The organism is Pseudomonas sp. GL_091, assembly GCF_057837725.1.
Genome location: NZ_CM174451.1, coordinates 3,858,991 through 3,879,600 on the forward strand (window position 1 = coordinate 3,858,991; position 20,610 = coordinate 3,879,600).

Genomic DNA, 20,610 nt, shown 5'->3' on the forward strand with positions numbered 1-20,610 from the left:
CCCAGCCATGGCCCTGCGAGCAGCAGAGCCATGGCTCGACCGGATCAGCCGCGAATGAACTTCAACAAATCCTGATTGACCACATCGGCGTGCGTCGTGCACATCCCGTGCGGGTACTTCTCATACACCTTCAGGGATCCGTTTTTCAGCAGCTTGCTCGACAGCAGCGCGGAGTCGGCAATGGGAACCACCTGGTCGTCATCACCGTGCATGACCAAAGTGGGTACGGTGATCGCCCGCAGGTCATCCGTGAAGTCGGTTTCGGAGAAGGCCTTGATGCACTCATAGTGGGCATTTGCCGCGCCGGACATGCCTTGGCGCCACCAATTCTGGATCATGCCCGGCGAAACTGCGGCACCCGGGCGGTTGAAACCGTAGAACGGGCCACTGGCAACATCCAGATAGAACTGAGACCGGTTGGCCGCCAGTTGCTTGCGCATGTCATCGAACACCTCGATTGGAAGACCACCCGGGTTTGCCGGGCTCTTGACCATGACCGGCGGTACCGCACCAATCAGGATCAGTTTGGCCACGCGTTTGTGCAACTGGCCATGCCTGGCGACATAGCGCGTGGCCTCCCCGCCGCCGGTCGAATGGCCGATATGCACAGCGTTACGCAGGTTCAGTTGCTGTACCAACGCGGCGACGTCCGCCGCGTAGTGGTCCATGTCGTGGCCATCGCTTACTTGAGACGAGCGGCCGTGGCCGCGACGATCGTGTGCAATGACGCGATAGCCCTGGCCAACGAAGAACAGCGCCTGGCTGTCCCAATCGTCAGCGCTGAGCGGCCACCCATGGTGGAACACGATGGGCTGGGCGTTCTTCGGGCCCCAGTCCTTGTAGAAGATTTCAACGCCATCTTGGGTCGTCACTTTGCTCATGGTCATGTTTCCGCTATGGGTGTCAGGAGAGTTGAAGGACGCGAGTGCAAGGCCGGGTGCCGTGGACAAGGCAACGAGGGCCGTGGCACTCAGGCCGAGCACCAGAAAATCCCTTCGGTGCGGGCTGACAAGCCCTGAATTTTCGCTATCGCTCATGTGTGACTCCGCGTCAGTCAGTGACACGGGAGCCGCAAGGACTCCCCTGTCTGGTCAGGAAATGGGTCATGCCCAAGGTCAGCGCCCTTCCAGCTTTTTCACGACCTCATCGGTCGTCATCAGGCCGTTGGCGATGTAGCGGAAGTTGACCAGCGCGCTACCGTATCCATCGCCGTCAGGCAGCTTCGGGCCGGCGACGGCATCACGTACGACAACCACCTCGAAACCGCGCTCCAGAAACTCGCGAAGGTGCGATTCGACGCACAGGTTGGAAGCCATGCCCGCCAAGATGATTTTGTCGATCCGCTGCTTGCGCAGCTGCAGCATCAGGTCGTTGCTTTGCGGGCCATACAGCTTGTGCGGTGAGGCGACGAGGGTCTTGCCGTCTTCGATGAAGGGTTTGAACTCCTTCATGAAATCGGCACCTGAATTGCGGAATCCATCGAGCGTCAAAGCGCCCTTGCGGTCGAACATACCCAGCTTGTGCTGAACGGTCTCCGCTGGCGCCTCAAACTTCCACTGATGATCTTGGGGATAGTAGTAGTGTGGCGAGATGGCGACGGTCGCTCCGGCCTGCTTGAACGCCGTGAAAAGCCGGGTCAGATTCGGCACCAGATTCTGCTCGGTAACGCTCTGGCCGAAGACCGACCAGCCCGCTCCCTCAGGGCTCATGAAGTCGATCTGCGGGTCGATCACGACCAGCGCGGTTCGACTGGAATCCCATTGAAAGGTGGAGGCCGGGAGCGCGGGTTTGGCTGGATCGGCGTAGGGGTTCTCGGCGGCGAAGCCTATGCCGGGCGCCATCAGGATAGCCCCCAGCAAGGTGGCGCAGGAGATGAGTCTGGCGGGATGAATTCGGTTGAGGGTCATGTTGCACGTCCGCAGTGTGGGGGTGGTGCATTTACGGTACGGCGAGAAGACGGCACGAAATGGACATATATCCCTGGATTTCGGCCGACAAGCTCCTCACCTTGCATGAGACGGGTGGGCTCAATGCCACCCGTGACCTTCCAGACAGCAAGCGCGTACCATGGCCCCATTCAGACAGTGGATGTTCCGTGCATGCAGCGTCACATATGTTTCCTGGTCTATCCGGGCTTCGTATTGCTCGATCTGAGTGGACCGCTCGAAGCCTTCTCCAACGCCAATCGTGCGCGCCCTTCTGGCTATCGATTCACAGTCGCCTCCCTTGAAGGCGGATTGATCGGCGCTTCGAGCGGGCTGCAAGTCGCTACCGAAGACTTGCAGGTGGTCGACCACCTCGACACGCTGATCATCGTCGGCGCCCCCACCGCTCCGATCGATGACAGGATGCTGCCGATGGCAGCGGCGATACGGCAGATGTCCCCGCGCGCTCGCCGCACTGCCAGCGTCTGCACTGGCGCCTTCCTGCTGGCCGAGAGCGGCCTGCTCGACGGTCGTGTCGCGACCACGCACTGGAACTACGCGCCGCAATTGCAAGCACGCTATCCGTCACTGCGCGTGGACGGAGATCGAATCTGGACCGAAGACGGGAATGTCTGGACGTCCGCCGGTATGTCGGCTGGCATCGACATGGCCCTGGCGATGATCGAGCAGGACCTGGGCAAGGAGGTGTCACGCTCCGTCGCGCGCATGCTGGTTGTCTACTATCGGCGACCCGGTGGCCAGTATCAGTTCTCTTCGCTGCTGGATTTCGACCCTGGCTCGGATCGGATCCGCACGGTGTTGAGCTATGTGCGCGATCATCTGCGTGATGATCTGTCTGTCGAACGCCTGGCAGACGTTGCGCATATGAGCGTACGCCAGTTTGGTCGCGTGTTCGCAGCATCGGTCGGGGTGACGCCGGCGAAAGCTATCGAGCGCCTGCGTATCGAGTCAGCGCGGCCACTGGTCGAGGACGGGCACCAGACTTTCGAAGAGATCGCCAGGTGCTTCGGATTCGGCGATGCCGATCACATGCTTCGCAGCTTCGTGCGAGTCATAGGGCACACGCCACAGGAACTGCGCCGCAGTGCCCGCCTGGCCAAAGGCAATGGTGGGTCCGGAAAAAAACCGGATCAATCGTCCACATAAGCGAAGACTCGTACAAACCCCGGACCGGACTCAAGCCGGCAGCTCGCTGATCCACTGGGCCAGGAGCAACTGTTTCGCCCGATCAGCAGTCGTTCTCAAGGTCCCCTTCACGCAATCACTCGCGCATACACCGATCTGTCGACGTTGCCACCGGACAGAATCACCCCTACCCTTCTTCCCGACATGGCTTCACGCTCCGAGATCAGCGCTGCCAAAGCCGACGCACCGGCCCCTTCAGCAAGGTTATGGGTATCGGTGTAATACACACGCATGGCCTCGGCGATCTGGTCATCGCTGACCGCTACGATCCGCGCTGCACCTGCCGCGTAGACGGCAAAGGCTTCAGGAATTGGCTTGCGCACGGCAAGGCCGTCGGCAAAGGTGTTGGCAGAGGCGGTTTCGCGTATTGCTCCAGCGTCAAACGATAACTTTGCGGCCAGAGCCTCACTGGAAACCACGCCAACCACCTCTGTTTGCAGACCCAGCGCGTCGCGGGCGGCGATCACCCCGCAAATCCCCGATCCACAGCCAATCGGCACATAAACGGTATCCAGGTCTGGCGCGGCGTTGAACAGCTCCAGCGCATAAGTGGCGACGCCTTTGACCAGCTCGGTGTGAAACGGCGGAACCAGGAACAGGTCATGTACTCGCGCAAGGCGGGCAGCCTCTTCACGGGCATCATCGAAATCGCGGCCATACTCGACCACTTCAGCGCCAAAGCCGCGCATGGCGTTGTTCTTTTCTACCGAGTTACCTTGCGGCACGACGATCAACGCCCTCAAACCCAGTGCGCCAGCCGCCAGCGCCAGGCTCTGGCCATGGTTGCCGCGGGTAGCGCTGACAATGCCCTTCGCGGCCGGGTGCTCGCGTTTGAGCCAGTGCATGAAGGTGATACCGCCGCGCACCTTGAAAGCACCGGTAGGCGTGTGGTTTTCGTGCTTGACCCACACCGTGCAACCCAACCGCTGAGCCAGCAAGGGCCAAGGGTACTGGGCGGTGGCCGGCATGACCTGGTAAACGCTGCGAGCGGCCTGTTCGATGTCGTCGCGAGTCAGTCTGTGCATGAGTTGTCCCCCCTGAGATTTTGCCCAGTCTGAACACGGGCGCAGTGTTCCGGCTTTCAGAAAACTGACCTGACTTTTGCCCCCACTCTTCACTACTATGCTGTTCATGAGTCATCGAAATCGCCTGCCGCCGCCACTCCTGTCCGAACCGGTCCGCCGTATCGAGGCCGGTCCCTGGGCGATCGAATTGCTCCCCGGCTGCGCTTACGCGACCCGATATGTCGCGACCCAGGTCGGAATCGGCTACGCCTTCGACAGCCAGCGAGGCCTGCACGCCATCGGCAGTGACCGAATACGCCCCTTCGATGCCGTGCCCAACAGCCTGGCGTTTGTCCCCGCCGGATGTGACGTGTTGTCCGAATCACCCCAGGGCGGTGAATACCTGCGGGTGATACGCACCGACGGTTTGGCGTTGGTGGGGGATCGTGCCTTCAACAATCGCATCGACCAGCAGGCCACTGCCCTCGCACGGCGAATGCGCGCCGCGCTGTTGCTGGCCTCTGTGGAGGACGATTGGGAAGCCTGGGCACTGGCATTGTCCGAGCGGGCGACAGATAGCGAAGCGGTGTCGACAGCACCCCATGGATCGATAACCGGCAGCCGGATGCGCTTGCTCGATGAGTTCATTGATGCAGGCCTCGATGGCCCGTTGAGCGTACCGGCGATGGCGGGCCTGCTTGGGTTGTCCGAAGGGTATTTCATGCGGGCCTTCAAAAACGCCACCGGCAAAAGCCCGCACAGTTACCTGATCGACCGACGCCTCGCCAAGGCCCGTGCCCTGATGCGCGATTCGACTGCCACGCTGACGGAGATCGCCTACGCCTGCGGTTTCAACTCCCAGGCGCACATGGCGACCACCTTCAAGCAACGCCTTGGAGTGAGTCCGGCGCAGTTGCGTCAATGTTCGAGGTTCAGTTAGCGCCGGGCTATTTTGTTGTTTGCAATGGGGCTGATTTCTGCCTGCCGTTGCTGACAAGCAGAAATCGGCCAAACGTGGCCGGTGGTCGTTGCATTTCGATTGTCGCCGGCGTTTGGCTAAGCTTAATAAATCAGGGCGAACTGAAACCTGAGTGATTGCGGCCATCAACGGATCTGGATTGGCATCAAGAAGTTACTCCCAAAGGAGACGACTATGTATGCGGTGATAAGAACCTACCTGGGTACTGGAGCAAAGCAGCTTTTCGAGCTTTTAGAAGAGCGCAAGGTCGACATCGAAGCAACCCTGCGGACAGTGCCTGGCCTCGTAAGCTACACGCTGCTGAATACGGGTGATGGTGGTACGTCGATCACTGTTTGCGCGGACAAGGCCGGCAGTGATGCGAGCCTGAAAGTCGCGCGTGACTGGATTCAGAAAAATACCTCGAACATCCACGCGAACCCGCCGATCGTAACGGAGGGTCCGGTCATTGTGCAAATCAACTAGCGACCGATCCAAATGGTGGTGAGTGCTATACTTTTTTTCAGATTGCATGAAGTGTGCAACGTTCCCCAGGGTACAGATAATCACTGCTGCCGGACAGAGGAGGTCTACAGCAAACACGAGTTTGGAGGTGTGGCATGAATCGACACTATTACATCAGCGACAATCTCAACGATCTCGAAACCGTTGAATATGAATTGGAAGCCAGCGGCATCAATTCCGAACAGATTCATGTGCTCAGTGAACAAGTTGCTGATGTAGAACAACATCACCTCCACGAGGTCAACTCGTTAATGGAACAGGATGCTGTTCACTCTGGTGAGATTGGTGCGGTGATCGGTGTGCCACTCGCGGCGCTGGTCCTGGGTGGTGCCTATTGGATGGGCTGGACCGAATCCGCCGCAGGCTGGATGCCCTTCATCTTCCTTGCCATTGTTGTATTGGGCTTCTGCATCTGGGAAGGCGGTTTTTTTGGGTTCCAGGTGCCGAACACTCACTTCCGCAATTTCAAGCAGGTGGTAACCGAGGGCAAACATATCTTTTTCGTGGATGTTGAACCGAATCAAGAATCGGTATTGGACCAGGTAATCAAACATCATCCAAAACTGAAGATCGCTGGCACGGGAGCGGCAGCCCCCCACTGGACAGTGGCCTGGCAGCACAAATGGCATCAATTCAAGCGAGTGATATCGGGTTAGCGCCTGGAGAATCAAGGCCATCCGAAAGCTGCTTATTGGCCAAAGGAAATGACCCGGCTGAGGAAAACATAGTCTGCCTCGGTGGCCATCAGCCCGATGAGCACCAGTAAACACAAAGGTGGCACCAGTATGGCGTAGACCATGGCCAGGCGCTCCCATGCCATATGCATGAAGATGGAGACAATCAAACCTGCCTTCAACAGCATGAAAGTGATAATCAGGGACCACCGAAGGTAGCCATGGAAGTGGAAATAGTCGACAAGGTACGACATCGTGCTGAGGACGAATAACAGCCCCCAGATCTTAAGGTACAGACTGATTGGATGTTGCTGACCCTGAGCATGTGCCATCACTCGTGCTCCTCTACCATAAATAGAAGAATGCAAAAATAAATACCCACACCAGATCCACGAAGTGCCAGTAAAGCCCGGCTATCTCGACGTTCTGGTAGTTTCCGGAGCGCTCATAATCTCCGCGCCATACTTTCAGCGCCACGATGCTGAGGTAGATGGCGCCGATTGACACATGCAGTCCGTGAAACCCGGTAATCATGAAAAAGCAGGCACCAAATTGCGCCGCCCCCATGGGGTTGCCCCAGGGACGCACCCCTTCGGCGATGAGCTTGCTCCATTCGAATGCCTGCATGCTGACGAAAGTCACCCCCAGGGCAGCGGTCGCCAGCATCAGCACCGTGGTTTTCGCGCGATTACGGCGATAGGCGAAATTGACGGCCATGGCCATGGTGCCGCTGCTACTGATCAGCACAAAGGTCATGATGGCGATCAGAATAAGCGGGATTTCCCTGCCGCCGATCGTCAATGCGAACACTTCACTGGGGTTCGGCCAGGCGCTGGTGATGGTCATGCGTACCGACATGTAGCCGGTCAGAAAACAGGTGAATATAAAAGTATCGCTGAGCAGGAATATCCACATCATCGCCTTGCCCCAAGGCACCTGCTTGAAGGCCTCTTTATCCGAGGACCAATCGCTGGCGATGCCCTGCCATCCCGGTGCTGGCGGCAAGCCTGGTGGATTGGATGAACTGATCTCGGCTTGGGCTTGGGCTTGTGGGTGCAATGCCATGGCTGTTCACCTCAGGCCGCAGAATCTGGCGATGGCTTCATAGGTTTGCGGCGTGCTGGCCAGCAGCGCGAACAGCACGAACCAAAGCCCCAGCAAGTAATGCCAATAGATGGCACAGAGCTCTACGCTGGCGCCAAGTTGTGCCAGTGGCACATGACGCAGGAATTTAGCGACGATCCAGCACCAGGCGATCAGCCCACCCAGCAGGTGCAGCCCATGCAGACCGGTCAACAGGTAGAAGAAACTGTTGGCTGGATTGCTGGCGACAAAGTAGCCCCAGGCGACAAACTGCTGCCAGACCCAGAGTTGCCCCGCCAGAAAGGCAATGGCAAAGACACCCCCCAATGCAAAACCAATGACAGTTGCGCCCAGCCGAGCCTTTCGGGCGGCCATACGCGAGCACTGCAGTGCGATGCAACTCAATACCAGAAAGGCCGAATTCAACCAGAGCGGCCGGAGATTGCCTAGCGGCGCCAAAGGCTCTGTCAAGGGTAGCCAGTCGGCCATTTGTGAACGGGCGACAAAGGCGATCAGGAAGAGGAAGAATAACGAACTCACCACCACCAGAAACAAGCGCAGGCCTAGCCTTGCGGTTTGCCTTCTATCGGCACCCTCGCCGGCCTGAATTCCCTCAGGGTCGCGACTCCAACTGCCGCCGGGGTCAGCGCCGTCGGCGTTTCTCAATAGCAGCCTGTTCATGTCTTGACGTCCGCTATTTTAGTTCCGGCACTGAGTTGCCGCATGTGCTCCAGCTCCTCGGCGGAAACTGTTTGCGGCACGAAATCCTGCTCTATCCCCGGCACACTGTAGTCATAGGCCCAGCGATGCACGACCGGCAGTTTCTCTCCCCAGTTACCGTGTTTCGGCGGGGTGTCCGGCGTTTGCCATTCCAGGCTGGCCGCGCCCCAGGGATTACTGCCTGCCGGCTTGCCCTTGAATGTACTCCAGGCCAGGTTGAACACGAACAGCAATTGGGACACGCCGACGGTCAATGCGACCACCGTAATGAAAGCATTCAACTCTTGCGCCGACTGCGGGATGAACGCGTAGTTTTCATAGGCGTAGTAGCGACGTGGCATGCCCTGGAAACCCAGGTAATGCATGGGGAAGAAGATGGCGTAGGTGCCCAGAAAGGTAATCCAGAAATGCAGCTTGCCCAGGGTGTCGTTCCACATGCGCCCGGTGATTTTCGGGAACCAGTGATAAATGCCGCCGAACACCACCAGGACCGGTGCAACCCCCATGACCATATGAAAATGGGCCACGACGAAATAGGTGTCCGAGAGCGGTATATCCACGATCACATTACCGAGAAACAACCCGGTCAGACCGCCGACCAGGAAGGTGACGATAAAGGCCAGGGCAAACAGCATCGGCACGGTCAGATGGATGTCGCCCTGCCACAGGGTCAGCACCCAGTTGTAGACTTTCAGCGCAGTCGGCACCGCGATGATCAAAGTGGTGACGGCGAAGAAAAAGCCGAAGTACGGGTTCATTCCGCTGACATACATATGGTGCGCCCAGACCACAAAGCTGAGTACGCCAATCGCAATAATGGCCCACACCATCATTCGGTAGCCGAAGATGTTTTTACGTGCATGGGTACTGATCAAGTCGGAGACCAGGCCAAACGCAGGGAGAGCAACGATGTAGACCTCCGGGTGGCCGAAGAACCAGAACAGGTGCTGGAACAATATCGGGCTGCCACCCTGGTGATCGAGTTGCTGCCCCAGCGAGATCATCGCCGGCATGAAGAAGCTGGTGCCCAACAGCTTGTCGAACAGCATCATCACCGCACTGACAAACAACGCCGGGAAGGCCAGCAGGGCCATGATCGAGGCCATGAAGATGCCCCATACGGAGAGTGGCATGCGAAACAAGGTCATGCCGTGCGTGCGCGCCTGCAACACCGTGGTGACGTAGTTCAACCCGCCCATGGTGGCCGCGACAATGAAAATCGCCAGTGAGACGAGCATCAGGACGATGCCCCACTCGACCCCCGGTGTCCCCTGGGAAATGGACTGTGGCGGATAGAGCGTCCAGCCCGAACCGGTGGGGCCGCCAGGGACAAAAAAACTGCTGAGCAACACCAGTACCGCCACCAGGTAAAACCAGTAGCTGAGCATGTTGACGTAGGGGAAGACCATGTCGCGGGCGCCCACCATCAGCGGGATCAGATAGTTGCCGAAGCCGCCTAGAAACAAGGCCGTCAGCAAGTAAATGACCATGATCATGCCGTGCATGGTCATCGCCTGATAATAAGTACTGGCGTCCATGAACGCCAAACTACCGGGGAAGCCTATCTGCATACGCATCAAGCCGGACAACACCACGGCGATAAGACCCACGAATAAAGCCGTCAAGGAATATTGAATGGCTATGACCTTGTGGTCCTGACTCCAGATATATTTGGTCAGGAAGCTTTTGGGCTCGTGCAGTGCTTCTGTTTCGGCTTGCTCCGCATAGGCCATCACGTCATCCTCCTGCCGAAGTTTCAGTGTATTCCTGGCTGTTTCACGGCTACTTCCCTGGCTCCGCCTTGTTAGCATCAGCGTCAGCATTCGCTTTGGATTTGATAAAAGCGATCAGTGCATTCAGCTCCTCGTCACTCGGAGCCAATGCCGGCATGACGGCCGCATAGCCCTTGACGATTTTGGCATTGGGATGAAGAACCGAATCTTTGAGATAGCCCTCATCGACCTTTACGCTCGTATCGTCGGCAAAGGTTTCCGTCTTGCCATACAGGCCCTGCCAGCTGGGGCCGACGCCCTTGTTGCCATCGACGCTGTGGCAGGCCAGACAACCAAGCGACCCGGCCAGTCGCTGTCCCTGCGCCACCAGGTCTTCACCCGGGCTCGACGCTGCGCCGGTCGAAGGTTCATCGACTTGCCCCGCAGCACCCAGTGATTTGATCAGGGCGATGACAGCACCCAGCTCATCGTCTTTGAGAGTATAGGCCACCATGACCGGCGGGTAGCCCTGTACCAGTCGGGCCTTCGGATCGAGAATCGACTCTTTCAGGTAGGCCTCGTCGACCTGCACACTGGTGCCATCGGCAAGCTGTTCAGTGCGGCCGTACAACCCCTTCCATCCTGGTCCGAGACTGGCACCGCCATCCTGGCTATGGCAGGCCTTGCAGCCGAGTTGTTCGACCAACTGGCGGCCTTTTTCCAGCACGCTGTCTCGACCGGGTTTGGCAGCTGTCGTCAATGTCTGCGCAAAAGTCGGCTGGCCTTTGAGCCATTGATCGAAGACGCCCTGCTCTTCCACGATCATATGGCCGCGCATGTTGTAATGACCTACGCCACAATATTCAGCGCAAAGGACTTCGTATTTTCCGGTTTTAGTCGGCGTAAACCAAAAGTACGACACCATCCCTGGCACCATATCCATCTTGCTGCGAATTTGCGGTACATAGAAATCGTGCAGAACATCTTTAGCGCGCAACAAGACTTTCACCGGCCGATCGAGCGGAAGGCGAACTTCATTATTCATTACAAGCACATCGTCCTGCCCTGCAGGATCCTTGGGATCAACACCGAGGGGATTGGCGGAATCAACAAACTTGATATCCGACTTGCCCAACTTCCCGTCCTGGCCGGGAAAACGAAAGGCCCACTGCCACTGCTGGGCGACCACTTCAAGGTCGTAAGCATTCTTCGGCACCCGGATGAAGTCGTTGTAAACAACCAGACCTGGCGCCAACATCCCGGCAATACCTAGCGAGGTAACGACAATCAACCATAATTCCAGTTTTTTATTTTCTGGCTGGTAGGCCGCCCTGGAACCTTCCTTGTGGCGATAGCGCATCACCGCTACCGCCATGAATACCGTGATGGCAATGAAAAATATTCCGCTGATGATCAGGGTGATGAACAGGGTGGTGTCTATGGACCCCCAGTTGGATGCTGCCGGTGTCGCCTGCCAAGGCGCCAGTATGTGGAATAGCACGGATGCAATAACGATTAGTATCAGGATAATTGCTATTGCCATTTCCTCTTCATCCTATTCCTGTTGTTCATTGGTTATGCAAAAGCATCGCCACTGACGTCCAAGCAGGGCAGACAACTACCACTCATCCGGGCGGCAAAGTCAGTAAGAAGTATAGAGCCATCGGCTTGTACCGCGAGGTCGGCAAGCGAGGCCCGGCGACCGGCTATACTGAATTTCTGATGACGGACGGCAGAGATCGGCCAGAAGCGGCCCCAAAAGACGAACCCTGCCCTGGTGTAGTCATCAAACATAAGTGATGGCATTGAGCAGAGACGATAGCTACAGAGTCCAACAATCCACATGGGAGGTTTCGTCATGAGTGCCCTGACGATCGAAGGCTGGTGCAAAACCAGCGGCGCCCAAAAGTCCACCCCGATGGGGGAAGTCCATTTCTACGTCGACGGACCTCTGCATGTCCGTCTGGAGGAGGCCGAAGAGCGCTTGCAGAAGACCCACGAGCGTGAAGCCATGGTCGATGTCGATATGGACTCGATGGACTTGATCATGCCCGAGGGATACGCCCCCTTGTCCGACTGTCAAATGCGTGTCTATTTGCACGACGAACGCGGTCAGTTTCATCTGGTCGGGCACCGTGCGAGCGATGGCAGCTTGATCTATACCAATGCGGTATTGATTGATCAGTTGCTTGAGTAACGACTCCGCGATTCCCGGGATCGGTCTTTCTCCGTGGGGACCCCCACATGTGGAGAATCTGACTTTTTCAGGGGGGAAAATGGCAGTGCCTTGACCTGGTTTGTAAGCCCGACCAGGTGCTTTTTTATGGCCGACCAGCTTGTATTCCCCTCGTTTTTTCCATGGAATCCGCAAAAAAAGACGAAAAAATCGGCGGGGCTCTCAGCTGCCTCCCAACTCGCCGCAAAGCCAGTAATAGTGCTGGCTGGCGCTATCCTGGCGGGCAATGAGCGACTAGCCATTTCACTGCCGTTGGTCAGAACAACTGATCAAAAAATGAACGGAACCGGGTTTTTTCGTTCAGAATACGCAACAGATGACACGGGCTCTGCCCCCTCACCTGACCCCAGAAGCGGAAGTTAAACCTCCTATGCACCCAGTGCGATTGAGGTTTTTTGTTACCTGAAAATGGACGTGATCGAATGACTAAAAGTTCATTCGAGAAACCCGCTATTGTCTTGCCAGCGTAACGCCGCAAGATTAATTAATAGAAATTCCTGGATCTTGATTGCAATCAGCAACGGCAAATACCAACTAAGCCGTACTGAGAGCCATGTTGATTCACTATTATAACCAAGAGGTAACCATGGAACTTAGTATGCTTTCTTCGTCCACCGTGGAATATTTGCGTTTGGGCGTTGTATATTTCCATCTTATCGCTTGCTGTGTGGCAATCGGGCTGGTTTTGACCAGTGACATTGCAATGGTCAAGCAACTCCTGAAAGGCGATGCGTCAGGTCACCACGATGACGCGCACATGGAAAGCCTTCAAAAAACCGTATCGCTTGCACTTGTAGCGCTCTGGATTACGGGCATTGGTATTATCGGGATCGATTATGCCGGCAAGGGGATGGAGTATTTCCTCAATCCCAAACTGCAAGCCAAGATCGGCATCGTTGTGCTGTTAACCTTTAACGGTTTCCTGTTGCATAACGCTGTATTGCCGGCGCTGAAAAAAGCCGGTTCGTTACTGAAACTTTCCTTCAACCTGCGCATGCTCGCGCTGTTCTCCGGCGCCCTCTCTGGCGTGTCGTGGTTCTATGCCGCCATGCTCGGTGTTGGTCGTCCGCTGGCCTGGAAGTACTCGCTGGTGGAGTTGCTGGCAGCCTATCCGGTTCTCATCGTTGGTGGATTCGCGATGATGGTACTGCTCACTGCCTGGGCAAAAAACAAAGACACCGAAGCGCGTACGGAGCAAGGCACCTGGTCACCAGGCAACGCCGCCCTGGCTGGATGGTGAAGCAAGGTTGAACAAGGAAGTTCAGCTTCAGTAAATAAATTCCGATTCTTTTAGCTGTTAACAAAATCTCACTTGAGGATACCCAAATGAAATCCATGAAAGTTCTCTTCGTAGTCGCCACCCTGACCGCTTCTTCTCTGGCCATGGCCACAGGTGGCGGTGACCGGACCTTCGCTCGCATGGAGTCGGCCCGGACAGTCTCGATGAAAGCCTTCCAGGTTGCACAGAAACAGAAGGCTGAAGGCGCTGTAGCTGAAAGCAAAGCCAAGGCGACCGATCGCGCCAAAAGCTGATCTGAGTAGCGCGTCCCCAGGCCGACAATAATGTGCGGTCTCAAGCCTCAAATGCAGCGCCCAAGGTGCTGCATTTGCCGTTTTAACCGAAATCCCGTTTACACAAATCCAGTGTTCCGGGATAACCAGGCTCCCTTGGACCCACGCTTATGCCAGCCTCGCACATCCGCCCGTCACCCGCGCCACTGCTCAAACCAGGAGAGACGGTGGTCTTGTTTGACGGTGTCTGCAAGCTATGCAATGGCTGGGTGAGGTTGTTGATTCGCCATGACCGCCAGCGGCGCCTGCGGTTGGCGGCGGTTCAGTCACCCGAGGGGCAGGCTCTGCTCGCGTGGGCTGGTTTGCCCATGGATCAATTCGACACCATGGCGGTGATCCGCGACCGACACTACTGGGCGCGTTCGGAAGCATTTTTCGAAATCATCGCCCAGTTTCCCGCACTCTGGCGCCCCGTGAATCTGTTGCGCATCTTCCCTCGCAAACTTCGAGATTGGACATACGACCGCATTGCGCTTAATCGTTATCGGCTCTTCGGGAAATACGACACATGCCTGTTGCCGGATCCTGATCATGAACAGCGCTTTTTGAAAGTGCCCCAAACAAACGCCCGACAATGCCGGACGCCTGTTCTTCAGGTCTGTACTCAGAAGCGATAGTTGCTGCTCAGCTCCAGCGTCCGTGGGGCACCGGGCGTGATCAGATCCACCGAACCATGCGCCGAAGCGTAATAGTCCTTGTCGAAGACATTGCGCAGACGCAGGGCCATGTCCCATTTCGGCTGGTTGTACAGCAGCGCGGTGTCCACTGTTGTGTAAGCCGGCATGACCACATTGTTATCCAGCGCGGTATAGCGGTCATCGACATAGTTGGCCCCCAAGCCCACACGCCAGGTTTGCGTCAGCGAACGCACCAACCACAGGTTGGCGCTGTGGCGCGGCGTCAAGGTGGGTACCTGGCCTTCATTGGCGACACCGTTGGTAAAGCTGTTGGACTTGGTGACCTCGGCATCCAGATAGGCGTAACCGGCATAGACCTGCCATTTGTCACTCAACTGCCCGCTGGCGGTCAGCTCAAGGCCATCGGTGCGCTGCTCACCCGCAAGCACCAGTTTGGTCGGGTTCGCCGGATCGCTGGTTTTCATATTGGTGCGTTCCAGGCGGAACAGCGCCGCCGTCAACGCCAGGCGATTGTCGAGCAGGTCCCACTTGCCGCCGATCTCGAAGTTGGTGGTCTCCTCTGGTTCCAGATCCTGGTTCGTCGTACTCAGGGCGAACATCTCGGCGGAGGGTTGGTAGGAACGGCTCACCGAGACGTAATAGGACTGCACTTGATCAGGCTGGTAGACCAGACCGACTCGCGGGCTCCAGGTCGTATCGGTGCGCGACAGCTCGCTGTGCGTCAGGTCATCGGCGTATTCCTGGTCGAACACGTCGTAACGCACACCCAGCAGAGCCTTCCACTGTGGCGCCAGTTCGATCAGGTCCTGTATATAGAAGCCGGCAGTGTCCTGGGTATTGGTACCCTTGGCGGTTTGCCGGTTGGCCTGGAACGGCACGTCGACCAAGGCATCGCGGTACACCGGCACCCTGGCCACATTGGATTGGCTGAATACGGACTGGTCCTTCACCTGGCGCCCCAGCTCCACTCCATAGAGCAGGTTATGGTTCATCCCGGCGAGCACGGCGCGCTGCTTGAGTTCGGTCTGGTTGAACCAGCCGTCTTCCTTGCGCTGCACGTTGCCGCGGTTGAGTTTTACCAGCAGTTCACCATTGGGAGCAGTGACGAAACGGGTCGGGCTGGAGTCCGCGAGTGTGTTGTTGCGATCCAGGTCGTAGTGGTAGTAACGACTGGTGTTGCTCAGGCTGAAATCGTCGTTGATCCGGTAGTCGACACCCGCCGTGAACGAAAACACTTCGCTGCGGGTGTAGTCATCATCCGGGTCGGCGGCACCGAAGCGCTTGTCGCGGTCCACATCGACCGGTCGGTCGCCTCGTGCCGGGATGCCGAAATCGATCAGGCGCTTGTCATACAGATAGGTAGCGCCCAGATCCAGTTCCAGATCATCCGAAAGCTTGAAGTAGGCCGAAGGCGCGATGGCCTTGCGGTCGATGTAGCCGTCATCCCGGAAGGTGTCGCTGTTCTCCAGCGCACCGGTCACACGAAAGGCTTTATCACCTTGCTGCTGATCGGCCCAACCGGCATCGAACTGAGTGCGTTTTTTGCCCTCGCTGTCGACACTGACGCCGACCTCCTGCCTGGGGGCGAAGTTGGGTGTCTTGCTGATGCTGTTGATCAGCCCCCCCGAAGAGCCTCGGCCATAGAGCACCGCAGCCGGCCCCTTGATCACCTCCACCCGCTCGACGTTGGACAGATCCCGGAAGTACAGTGCATCGTCGCGAATGCCGTCGATGTACATGTCGCCAATGGCACTGAAACCACGGATGGTGACCTGGTCGCGCTGGCCGTCACCATTGGACAGGCCGATACCTGGGACATTCTTCAGCACGTCCTCCATCGACTGAGCCCCCTGATCCTTGATGACGCTCTGGGGAACCACGTTGACGGTTTGCGGGATATCCCGTAGCGGGGCATCGATCTTCAGCGCGCTCCTGCTCTCGGTCGACATGTAGCTCTGCTCGCTGTACTCACTGTTCACAGCGGTTGCCGGCAGGGTTAGAGCAGGCTGCGTTTCTGCCTGTAAATCAGGTACAACCAGAACGCCCAGCAACGACAGAGAGGCTGGGTAAATGCGCGATCGAGCCACCATGGACACCTTTGTGTGAATTATGGCGCGAATAATAACGATTATCTTTTGTAAGTAAATACATATCATTCCGATACAAATCATTGACATGACTCAGAACGATCGTCTCAATTTGATTGATGGCCGACAGAAGCGCTCCGTCCGGACGTCAAGCCTCGGGCCGTTACAGTTCAATATCCGACGCTCAGGGTAGGCGGCTACAGCTCCCCCCTCTCATGCCGATTGTCTGCGCCAGGTGCCGGGGGAAGTGCCGAATTGGCGTTTGAATGCGCGACTGAACGCGGCTTCGGAGTCGTAGCCAACGGCAAAGCCGATTTGCGCCACATTGCCGCGACCTTCGCGCAGGTGTTGAGCCGCCACGTGCATGCGCCACAGCGTCAGGTATTGCATCGGTGGCTGCCCGACCAATGCCGTGAAGCGCTCGGCGAATACCGAGCGCGACATGCCCACCTCAAGCGCCAGGGCTTCTGCCGTCCAGCCCTCGGTTGGACGAGCATGCAGTAGCGCCAGTGCGCGCCCGATATGCGGATCGCGCAAACCCGCCAGCCACCCGCGCCGCTCAGCGGGAAGGCTGGCGACATACTGGCCGACGGCCTCGACGAATAACAGTTCGGATAGCTTGGCGATGACCGTTGTCGAGCCGACGCGGCCCGCCGCGATCTCACTGACAGCAAAACGGAATGAGCTTTCGATCCAGGTGCCCGAAGCCGTCGCGCGCAGGTCCAGTTTCAATAAGGAAGGCAGCGACGAAAGCAACGGACTGAAGGGTGTTTCCGAACCGAGGAATCCACACAACAGCTGCGTGGCCTCGCCCCCCCCGCCGTACTTGATCCGTGAAATGCCGCCGACTTCTGGCGGCTCAATGACTTCTCTGGCCGGCATGGGCGCAAGGCTCAGGTCACTGCCAAAGGAATGAGCGTCGTTGCGAGGAAGCAGAACGAGTTCGCCTGCCCCTACTTCGATGGCGGCACCACCGTCGATTTGAATTTGCATGCGCCCCGCGGCGACAAAGTGCGACGCAATGATGTGTCGAGGTGCAGCCAGGAACGGTTTGCAATCATCCGCCGAGATTCTGCCGTTGATGCACCAGGGCGCAGTGAGTTCCGCCTCGAGGAAGACGCCTCCAGACAGCCGAATCACACGCAAGACATCAGAAAGCGCATCCAACACTTGACCGCCCTCCTTTCCGGAGTCCGGAGCAGGTATTCAGGCGCACCGGTCATTCACCGCCTGAACTGCGACGCCTAGATTAGCACCAACGCGGACTCAGCGATCGGGATTGTCCCCAGAGGCTCATTGGCTCCGACGTCAACCGAAATTGCCCCATTCCAACTCAACCAGGGCAGCAGGAGATCCATATGAACAGCGTCGTTACCCTACCCGGCTCAGCGTCAGGCAACACCGCCCGTTATGCGCAAATGGTCAGGTCATCGAAAAAGGCCGAATGGCAGATCGATCGCGATCTGCTCCAGGACCGCAGTTTCGACTTCTCGCGCAAATTCCTGCCCGACGGACTCTCGCAGGTCGACCGCCTGACTTTTCTCGCCGCGGCCGAGGCACGCCTGCTCAGTCAAATCCAGGGCCGGACCTATGCGTACATCTTCGGTCTGGTCGAGCGTTTCATCAGCGCCAAGATGCTCGATCAGGGTCGGGCCCATGTATTTGACGATCAACTGGCGCTTGAAGCGCTGGTGCGTTTTTCCAACGACGAGATCAAGCACCAGGAGTTGTTCCGGCGCATGGATACCATGATGAGTTCGAAATTGCCCGCGGGATATCGTCAAGTTGCCGATCCAAACGAGGTGGCGCGCGCGGTACTCGCCGCCAGCACCTGGTCGGTGCTGGCGCTGACCTGTCATATCGAGCTGTTTGTTCAGGCGCACTACGTGCAAAGCATCGCCCCGCGCGAGGAGTTGTGCCCGTTGTTCAAGGATGTCTTCAAGTTTCACTGGAAGGATGAAAGCCGCCACGTCGTACTCGATGAACTGGAGTGGCGGGACGAGCACGCGAAACTCTCGCCCGCCGAGCGCGACCAGGCAGTGAACGATCTGATTGCGCTGGTAGCGGCAGTCGACGCAATCCTGCAGGCACAATCGGCAGCCGATGCCGACTACTTCATTGGTAATGTTTCACGATCGTTCAGTGTCGATGAGACCGCGCAAATCAAAGCCTGCGTGCTGAGCGCCTACCGCTGGCAATACATTATCTCGGGCGTGCAGCATCCTCACTTCGGCCGTTTGCTGACGCAGATGACAACGCCGACACAGATGTCGCGGATTCAGACTGCACTGGCACCCATCATGAGCAATTGACCGACAGCGCGCGACCGACTGTTTGTCGGCCGCGCGGCTGTGGGATGACGTGCTGAAAATGAACTATCGAGGATGGCGGCCATGACGATACCGATGTGGATGCTGCTTGGGTTTGCGACCTGGACCTTGCTGCTGTTGATGGCAACCGTCGGGGTTTATCGCTGGGTAGGAATCCTGTTCTCCAGTGTTCCGATCGCCTCTTTCCGAAGCGATCGGCTCGAAGGCGAGGATTGGTATCGGCGCGGGACAAGGGCACATGCCAACTGTGTGGAAAACCTGCCTGTCTTTGCCGTCATCGTATTCGTGATTTCAGCCCTTGATGTCAACGGAGCTGCAGTGAACTACTTGTCCACGCTCGTCCTGATCGCTCGCGTGTGCCAGTCTCTGGTTCACGTATCCCATGAGCAAACCAATGCGTTCGTGGCGGTTCGGTTTACTTTCTTTAGCGTTCAGTTGGTGTGTTTTCTCGCGCTCATTGTCATAGCCGCTTATTACGGCATATGAATATGTGACCGTTACTCCTCAAAACGCCCCGTACTGTCGCGATCGCGTTCGTAGTGTCGGGTGAGCGCAAACGCCGGCAACCAGGCCTCGCGGCGCACGATCCAGCTCTCGTAGGTTGGTGTCAGTTGGTCAGGGGCATCCAGGGATCCGAGGTTCACTTCGATTTCGTCTGCACTGCGTGAGAACACCGACGAACCGCAGTGCAGACAGAAATGCCGCCCGGCGTAGTCACGGGTCTCGCCCTCGATTGTCACGGCATCCTGATGAAATATCGCGGACGCGTGAAACAGCGCCCCATGATGCTTGCGGCAGTCAAGACAGTGACAAACGCCAACCCGGAACGGGCGCCCCGACGCAACAAGGCGCACCTTGCCGCACAAACAACCGCCGGTGAATCGGTCCATGGGGTGTATCCTCCAGGCCGTCCGAAACGGCGTATCAGCGTGGAAACAGGAGCGTCACGGCGGCGCGAAAGCCCCAACCTTGCGGGCCATCCTCCGGGCTGTCGAGCCAGTAGCGCGGGCCGGCCTGCACCGTCAGCGGTTGACCGCCGATCCTCAGCAGTTGGGTGATCGTCAGGTTGACCGGTACCGACCATTCGCGCGATTGCCAATTGTAGGTCGACTCGGTGTTCACCCCATAGGTCGTGAGCGTATGGGTGGTGTACGAGAGGAAGGGTTGCAGGAAGGTCTGGTTGACCTTTTCCTTGTCGTCCGGAGGGCTGCCGTCCAGGCCCCAGATATGATTGGCCAGAATGCCTCGGGTCCAGCCATTGGACTGTTTCAACGCCACCGCCGTCGGGCCGAGGCCCCATTGCTCGCTACCGAGCAACTCATCACTGCCGGTCGGTATCAACAACGCGGGGCCGCCACCGAGTACCCAGCCACTGTCCGTGGGCTTGGTCGGCGAGAAGAAAAAACTCTGGGTGATATCGCCGGTGCCGGATTTGTCCGCCGCGCCATTGGGGGCCAGGCCGTGCTGGTCGATGACCGGCAGAATGGTCCGGGAAATGAGGTTCCAGTCTTCGTTCAAGGCAAACGGCAGCACGGGCTGGATATTGGTGACGCTGTGCATGCCCTCCCCGGTCGGCCCCATCTTCTGGTCCCAGTTGTACTGCACCGGCAGGCTGTACATCGCCGCGACCGGGTTGAGGGCTTTCTTCGCCAACTCTGCCGAATCTTCGGCCTGGGCCAGCGGGATGAAGCCCAACGCAACGACGAGTGCCGACGCGGTACACATCCATCCTTCTTTCAAATCCATCTCACTCACCTGTAGACGCCAAAACCGGCGTTGCAAAGGGTTAGCGTAGGCAACTGTGATCGATGTGCAATTTTCCCGGGCCCCGTGTTTAACAGTTTTTGAGAGTTATTGATTCGGATTATCCCGCTGCTACAGGCAGCATTCGGCCCGCATTGACCGGCGTGCAAGCACCTGCTTTGCGTAACCGACTGGCG

Annotated in this window: 23 protein-coding genes; 11 read left to right on the forward strand and 12 right to left on the reverse strand. The window is 57.7% G+C overall.

Translation table 11 applies throughout. The features are described 5' to 3' along the window. Positions 1-44: 44 nt before the first annotated feature. On the reverse strand, positions 45-881 hold the full coding sequence (locus tag AC3ITY_RS17590) for an alpha/beta fold hydrolase (protein ID WP_489310909.1): 837 nt from the start codon (positions 879-881) through the stop codon (positions 45-47). A gap of 234 nt (positions 882-1,115) precedes the next feature. Further along, positions 1,116-1,907, reverse strand: coding sequence for a cysteine hydrolase family protein (locus AC3ITY_RS17595; RefSeq protein WP_489304026.1), 792 nt, complete (start codon positions 1,905-1,907; stop codon positions 1,116-1,118). Positions 1,908-2,099: 192 nt separating this feature from the next. Here AC3ITY_RS17595 and AC3ITY_RS17600 point away from each other — a divergent pair, with 192 nt between their 5' ends. Then, a complete protein-coding gene (locus AC3ITY_RS17600) occupies positions 2,100-3,092 on the forward strand; it encodes a GlxA family transcriptional regulator (RefSeq protein WP_489304028.1) in 993 nt (330 codons plus the stop codon). Positions 3,093-3,199: 107 nt separating this feature from the next. Here AC3ITY_RS17600 and AC3ITY_RS17605 read toward each other — a convergent pair whose 3' ends face one another. Beyond that, on the reverse strand, positions 3,200-4,156 hold the full coding sequence (locus AC3ITY_RS17605) for a threonine dehydratase (RefSeq protein ID WP_489304030.1): 957 nt from the start codon (positions 4,154-4,156) through the stop codon (positions 3,200-3,202). 97 nt (positions 4,157-4,253) lie between these two features. On the opposite strand from AC3ITY_RS17605, the gene AC3ITY_RS17610 reads away from it, so the two are divergent. The 3 genes from AC3ITY_RS17610 (at position 4,254) to AC3ITY_RS17620 (ending at position 6,274) form a co-directional block, all read left to right on the forward strand. Next, on the forward strand, positions 4,254-5,075 hold the full coding sequence (locus tag AC3ITY_RS17610; protein ID WP_489310911.1) for a helix-turn-helix transcriptional regulator: 822 nt from the start codon (positions 4,254-4,256) through the stop codon (positions 5,073-5,075). A 213-nt stretch (positions 5,076-5,288) separates the two neighbouring features. Beyond that, positions 5,289-5,579, forward strand: coding sequence for a hypothetical protein (locus AC3ITY_RS17615; RefSeq protein WP_223455835.1), 291 nt, complete (start codon positions 5,289-5,291; stop codon positions 5,577-5,579). A 134-nt stretch (positions 5,580-5,713) separates the two neighbouring features. Beyond that, a complete protein-coding gene (locus tag AC3ITY_RS17620) occupies positions 5,714-6,274 on the forward strand; it encodes a magnesium transporter (RefSeq protein ID WP_223455836.1) in 561 nt (186 codons plus the stop codon). Positions 6,275-6,306: 32 nt separating this feature from the next. Here AC3ITY_RS17620 and AC3ITY_RS17625 read toward each other — a convergent pair whose 3' ends face one another. The 5 genes from AC3ITY_RS17625 to AC3ITY_RS17645 are packed head-to-tail and all read right to left on the reverse strand — an operon-like array spanning position 6,307 to position 11,350. After that, entirely contained in the window at positions 6,307-6,624 is a 318-nt protein-coding gene (locus AC3ITY_RS17625) for a cytochrome C oxidase subunit IV family protein (RefSeq protein ID WP_223455837.1), read from the reverse strand. 13 nt (positions 6,625-6,637) lie between these two features. Continuing rightward, positions 6,638-7,357 carry a heme-copper oxidase subunit III family protein gene (locus AC3ITY_RS17630; RefSeq protein ID WP_489304033.1) on the reverse strand — a complete coding sequence of 240 codons (720 nt, stop codon included), beginning with the start codon at positions 7,355-7,357 and terminating at the stop codon, positions 6,638-6,640. A 6-nt stretch (positions 7,358-7,363) separates the two neighbouring features. Further along, complete coding sequence (locus AC3ITY_RS17635; RefSeq protein WP_489304035.1) at positions 7,364-8,056, reverse strand: cytochrome c oxidase subunit 3; 693 nt, start codon at positions 8,054-8,056, stop codon at positions 7,364-7,366. Continuing rightward, positions 8,053-9,828, reverse strand: coding sequence for a cytochrome c oxidase subunit I (gene ctaD / locus AC3ITY_RS17640; RefSeq protein WP_489310913.1), 1,776 nt, complete (start codon positions 9,826-9,828; stop codon positions 8,053-8,055). Before ctaD ends, AC3ITY_RS17635 begins: the two co-directional genes overlap by 4 nt. 49 nt (positions 9,829-9,877) lie before the next feature. Then, positions 9,878-11,350 (reverse strand): c-type cytochrome, encoded by a 1,473-nt coding sequence (locus AC3ITY_RS17645; RefSeq protein WP_489304037.1) that lies wholly within the window; start codon positions 11,348-11,350, stop codon positions 9,878-9,880. A 315-nt stretch (positions 11,351-11,665) separates the two neighbouring features. On the opposite strand from AC3ITY_RS17645, the gene AC3ITY_RS17650 reads away from it, so the two are divergent. The 5 genes from AC3ITY_RS17650 (at position 11,666) to AC3ITY_RS17670 (ending at position 14,232) form a co-directional block, all read left to right on the forward strand. Beyond that, positions 11,666-12,004, forward strand: coding sequence for a hypothetical protein (locus tag AC3ITY_RS17650; protein ID WP_489304039.1), 339 nt, complete (start codon positions 11,666-11,668; stop codon positions 12,002-12,004). A gap of 126 nt (positions 12,005-12,130) precedes the next feature. After that, positions 12,131-12,406, forward strand: a complete 276-nt coding sequence (locus AC3ITY_RS17655) for a hypothetical protein (protein WP_489304041.1) — start codon at positions 12,131-12,133, stop codon at positions 12,404-12,406. A 223-nt stretch (positions 12,407-12,629) separates the two neighbouring features. Further along, the gene (locus AC3ITY_RS17660; protein ID WP_489304043.1) at positions 12,630-13,283 is read left to right on the forward strand and encodes a hypothetical protein; all 654 of its coding nucleotides are present in this window, start codon (positions 12,630-12,632) and stop codon (positions 13,281-13,283) included. Between the two features lie 86 nt (positions 13,284-13,369). Then, positions 13,370-13,576 carry a co-regulatory protein PtrA N-terminal domain-containing protein gene (locus AC3ITY_RS17665; RefSeq protein WP_489304045.1) on the forward strand — a complete coding sequence of 69 codons (207 nt, stop codon included), beginning with the start codon at positions 13,370-13,372 and terminating at the stop codon, positions 13,574-13,576. Between the two features lie 149 nt (positions 13,577-13,725). Then, positions 13,726-14,232 (forward strand): thiol-disulfide oxidoreductase DCC family protein, encoded by a 507-nt coding sequence (locus AC3ITY_RS17670; protein ID WP_489304047.1) that lies wholly within the window; start codon positions 13,726-13,728, stop codon positions 14,230-14,232. Here AC3ITY_RS17670 and AC3ITY_RS17675 read toward each other — a convergent pair. Next, entirely contained in the window at positions 14,220-16,343 is a 2,124-nt protein-coding gene (locus AC3ITY_RS17675; protein WP_489304049.1) for a TonB-dependent receptor, read from the reverse strand. The two genes, AC3ITY_RS17670 and AC3ITY_RS17675, sit on opposite strands and share 13 nt — an antisense overlap. Before the next feature lie 210 nt (positions 16,344-16,553). Further along, positions 16,554-17,510, reverse strand: a complete 957-nt coding sequence (locus tag AC3ITY_RS17680; protein ID WP_489304051.1) for an AraC family transcriptional regulator — start codon at positions 17,508-17,510, stop codon at positions 16,554-16,556. A 188-nt stretch (positions 17,511-17,698) separates the two neighbouring features. Here AC3ITY_RS17680 and AC3ITY_RS17685 point away from each other — a divergent pair, with 188 nt between their 5' ends. Beyond that, positions 17,699-18,652, forward strand: coding sequence for a diiron oxygenase (locus tag AC3ITY_RS17685; protein ID WP_489304053.1), 954 nt, complete (start codon positions 17,699-17,701; stop codon positions 18,650-18,652). Between the two features lie 81 nt (positions 18,653-18,733). After that, on the forward strand, positions 18,734-19,156 hold the full coding sequence (locus AC3ITY_RS17690) for an MAPEG family protein (protein ID WP_489304055.1): 423 nt from the start codon (positions 18,734-18,736) through the stop codon (positions 19,154-19,156). Positions 19,157-19,167: 11 nt separating this feature from the next. Here AC3ITY_RS17690 and AC3ITY_RS17695 read toward each other — a convergent pair whose 3' ends face one another. Then, a complete protein-coding gene (locus tag AC3ITY_RS17695; protein WP_489304057.1) occupies positions 19,168-19,560 on the reverse strand; it encodes a GFA family protein in 393 nt (130 codons plus the stop codon). Positions 19,561-19,594: 34 nt separating this feature from the next. After that, entirely contained in the window at positions 19,595-20,416 is an 822-nt protein-coding gene (locus AC3ITY_RS17700; protein ID WP_489304059.1) for a transporter, read from the reverse strand. Positions 20,417-20,610: the final 194 nt, after the last annotated feature.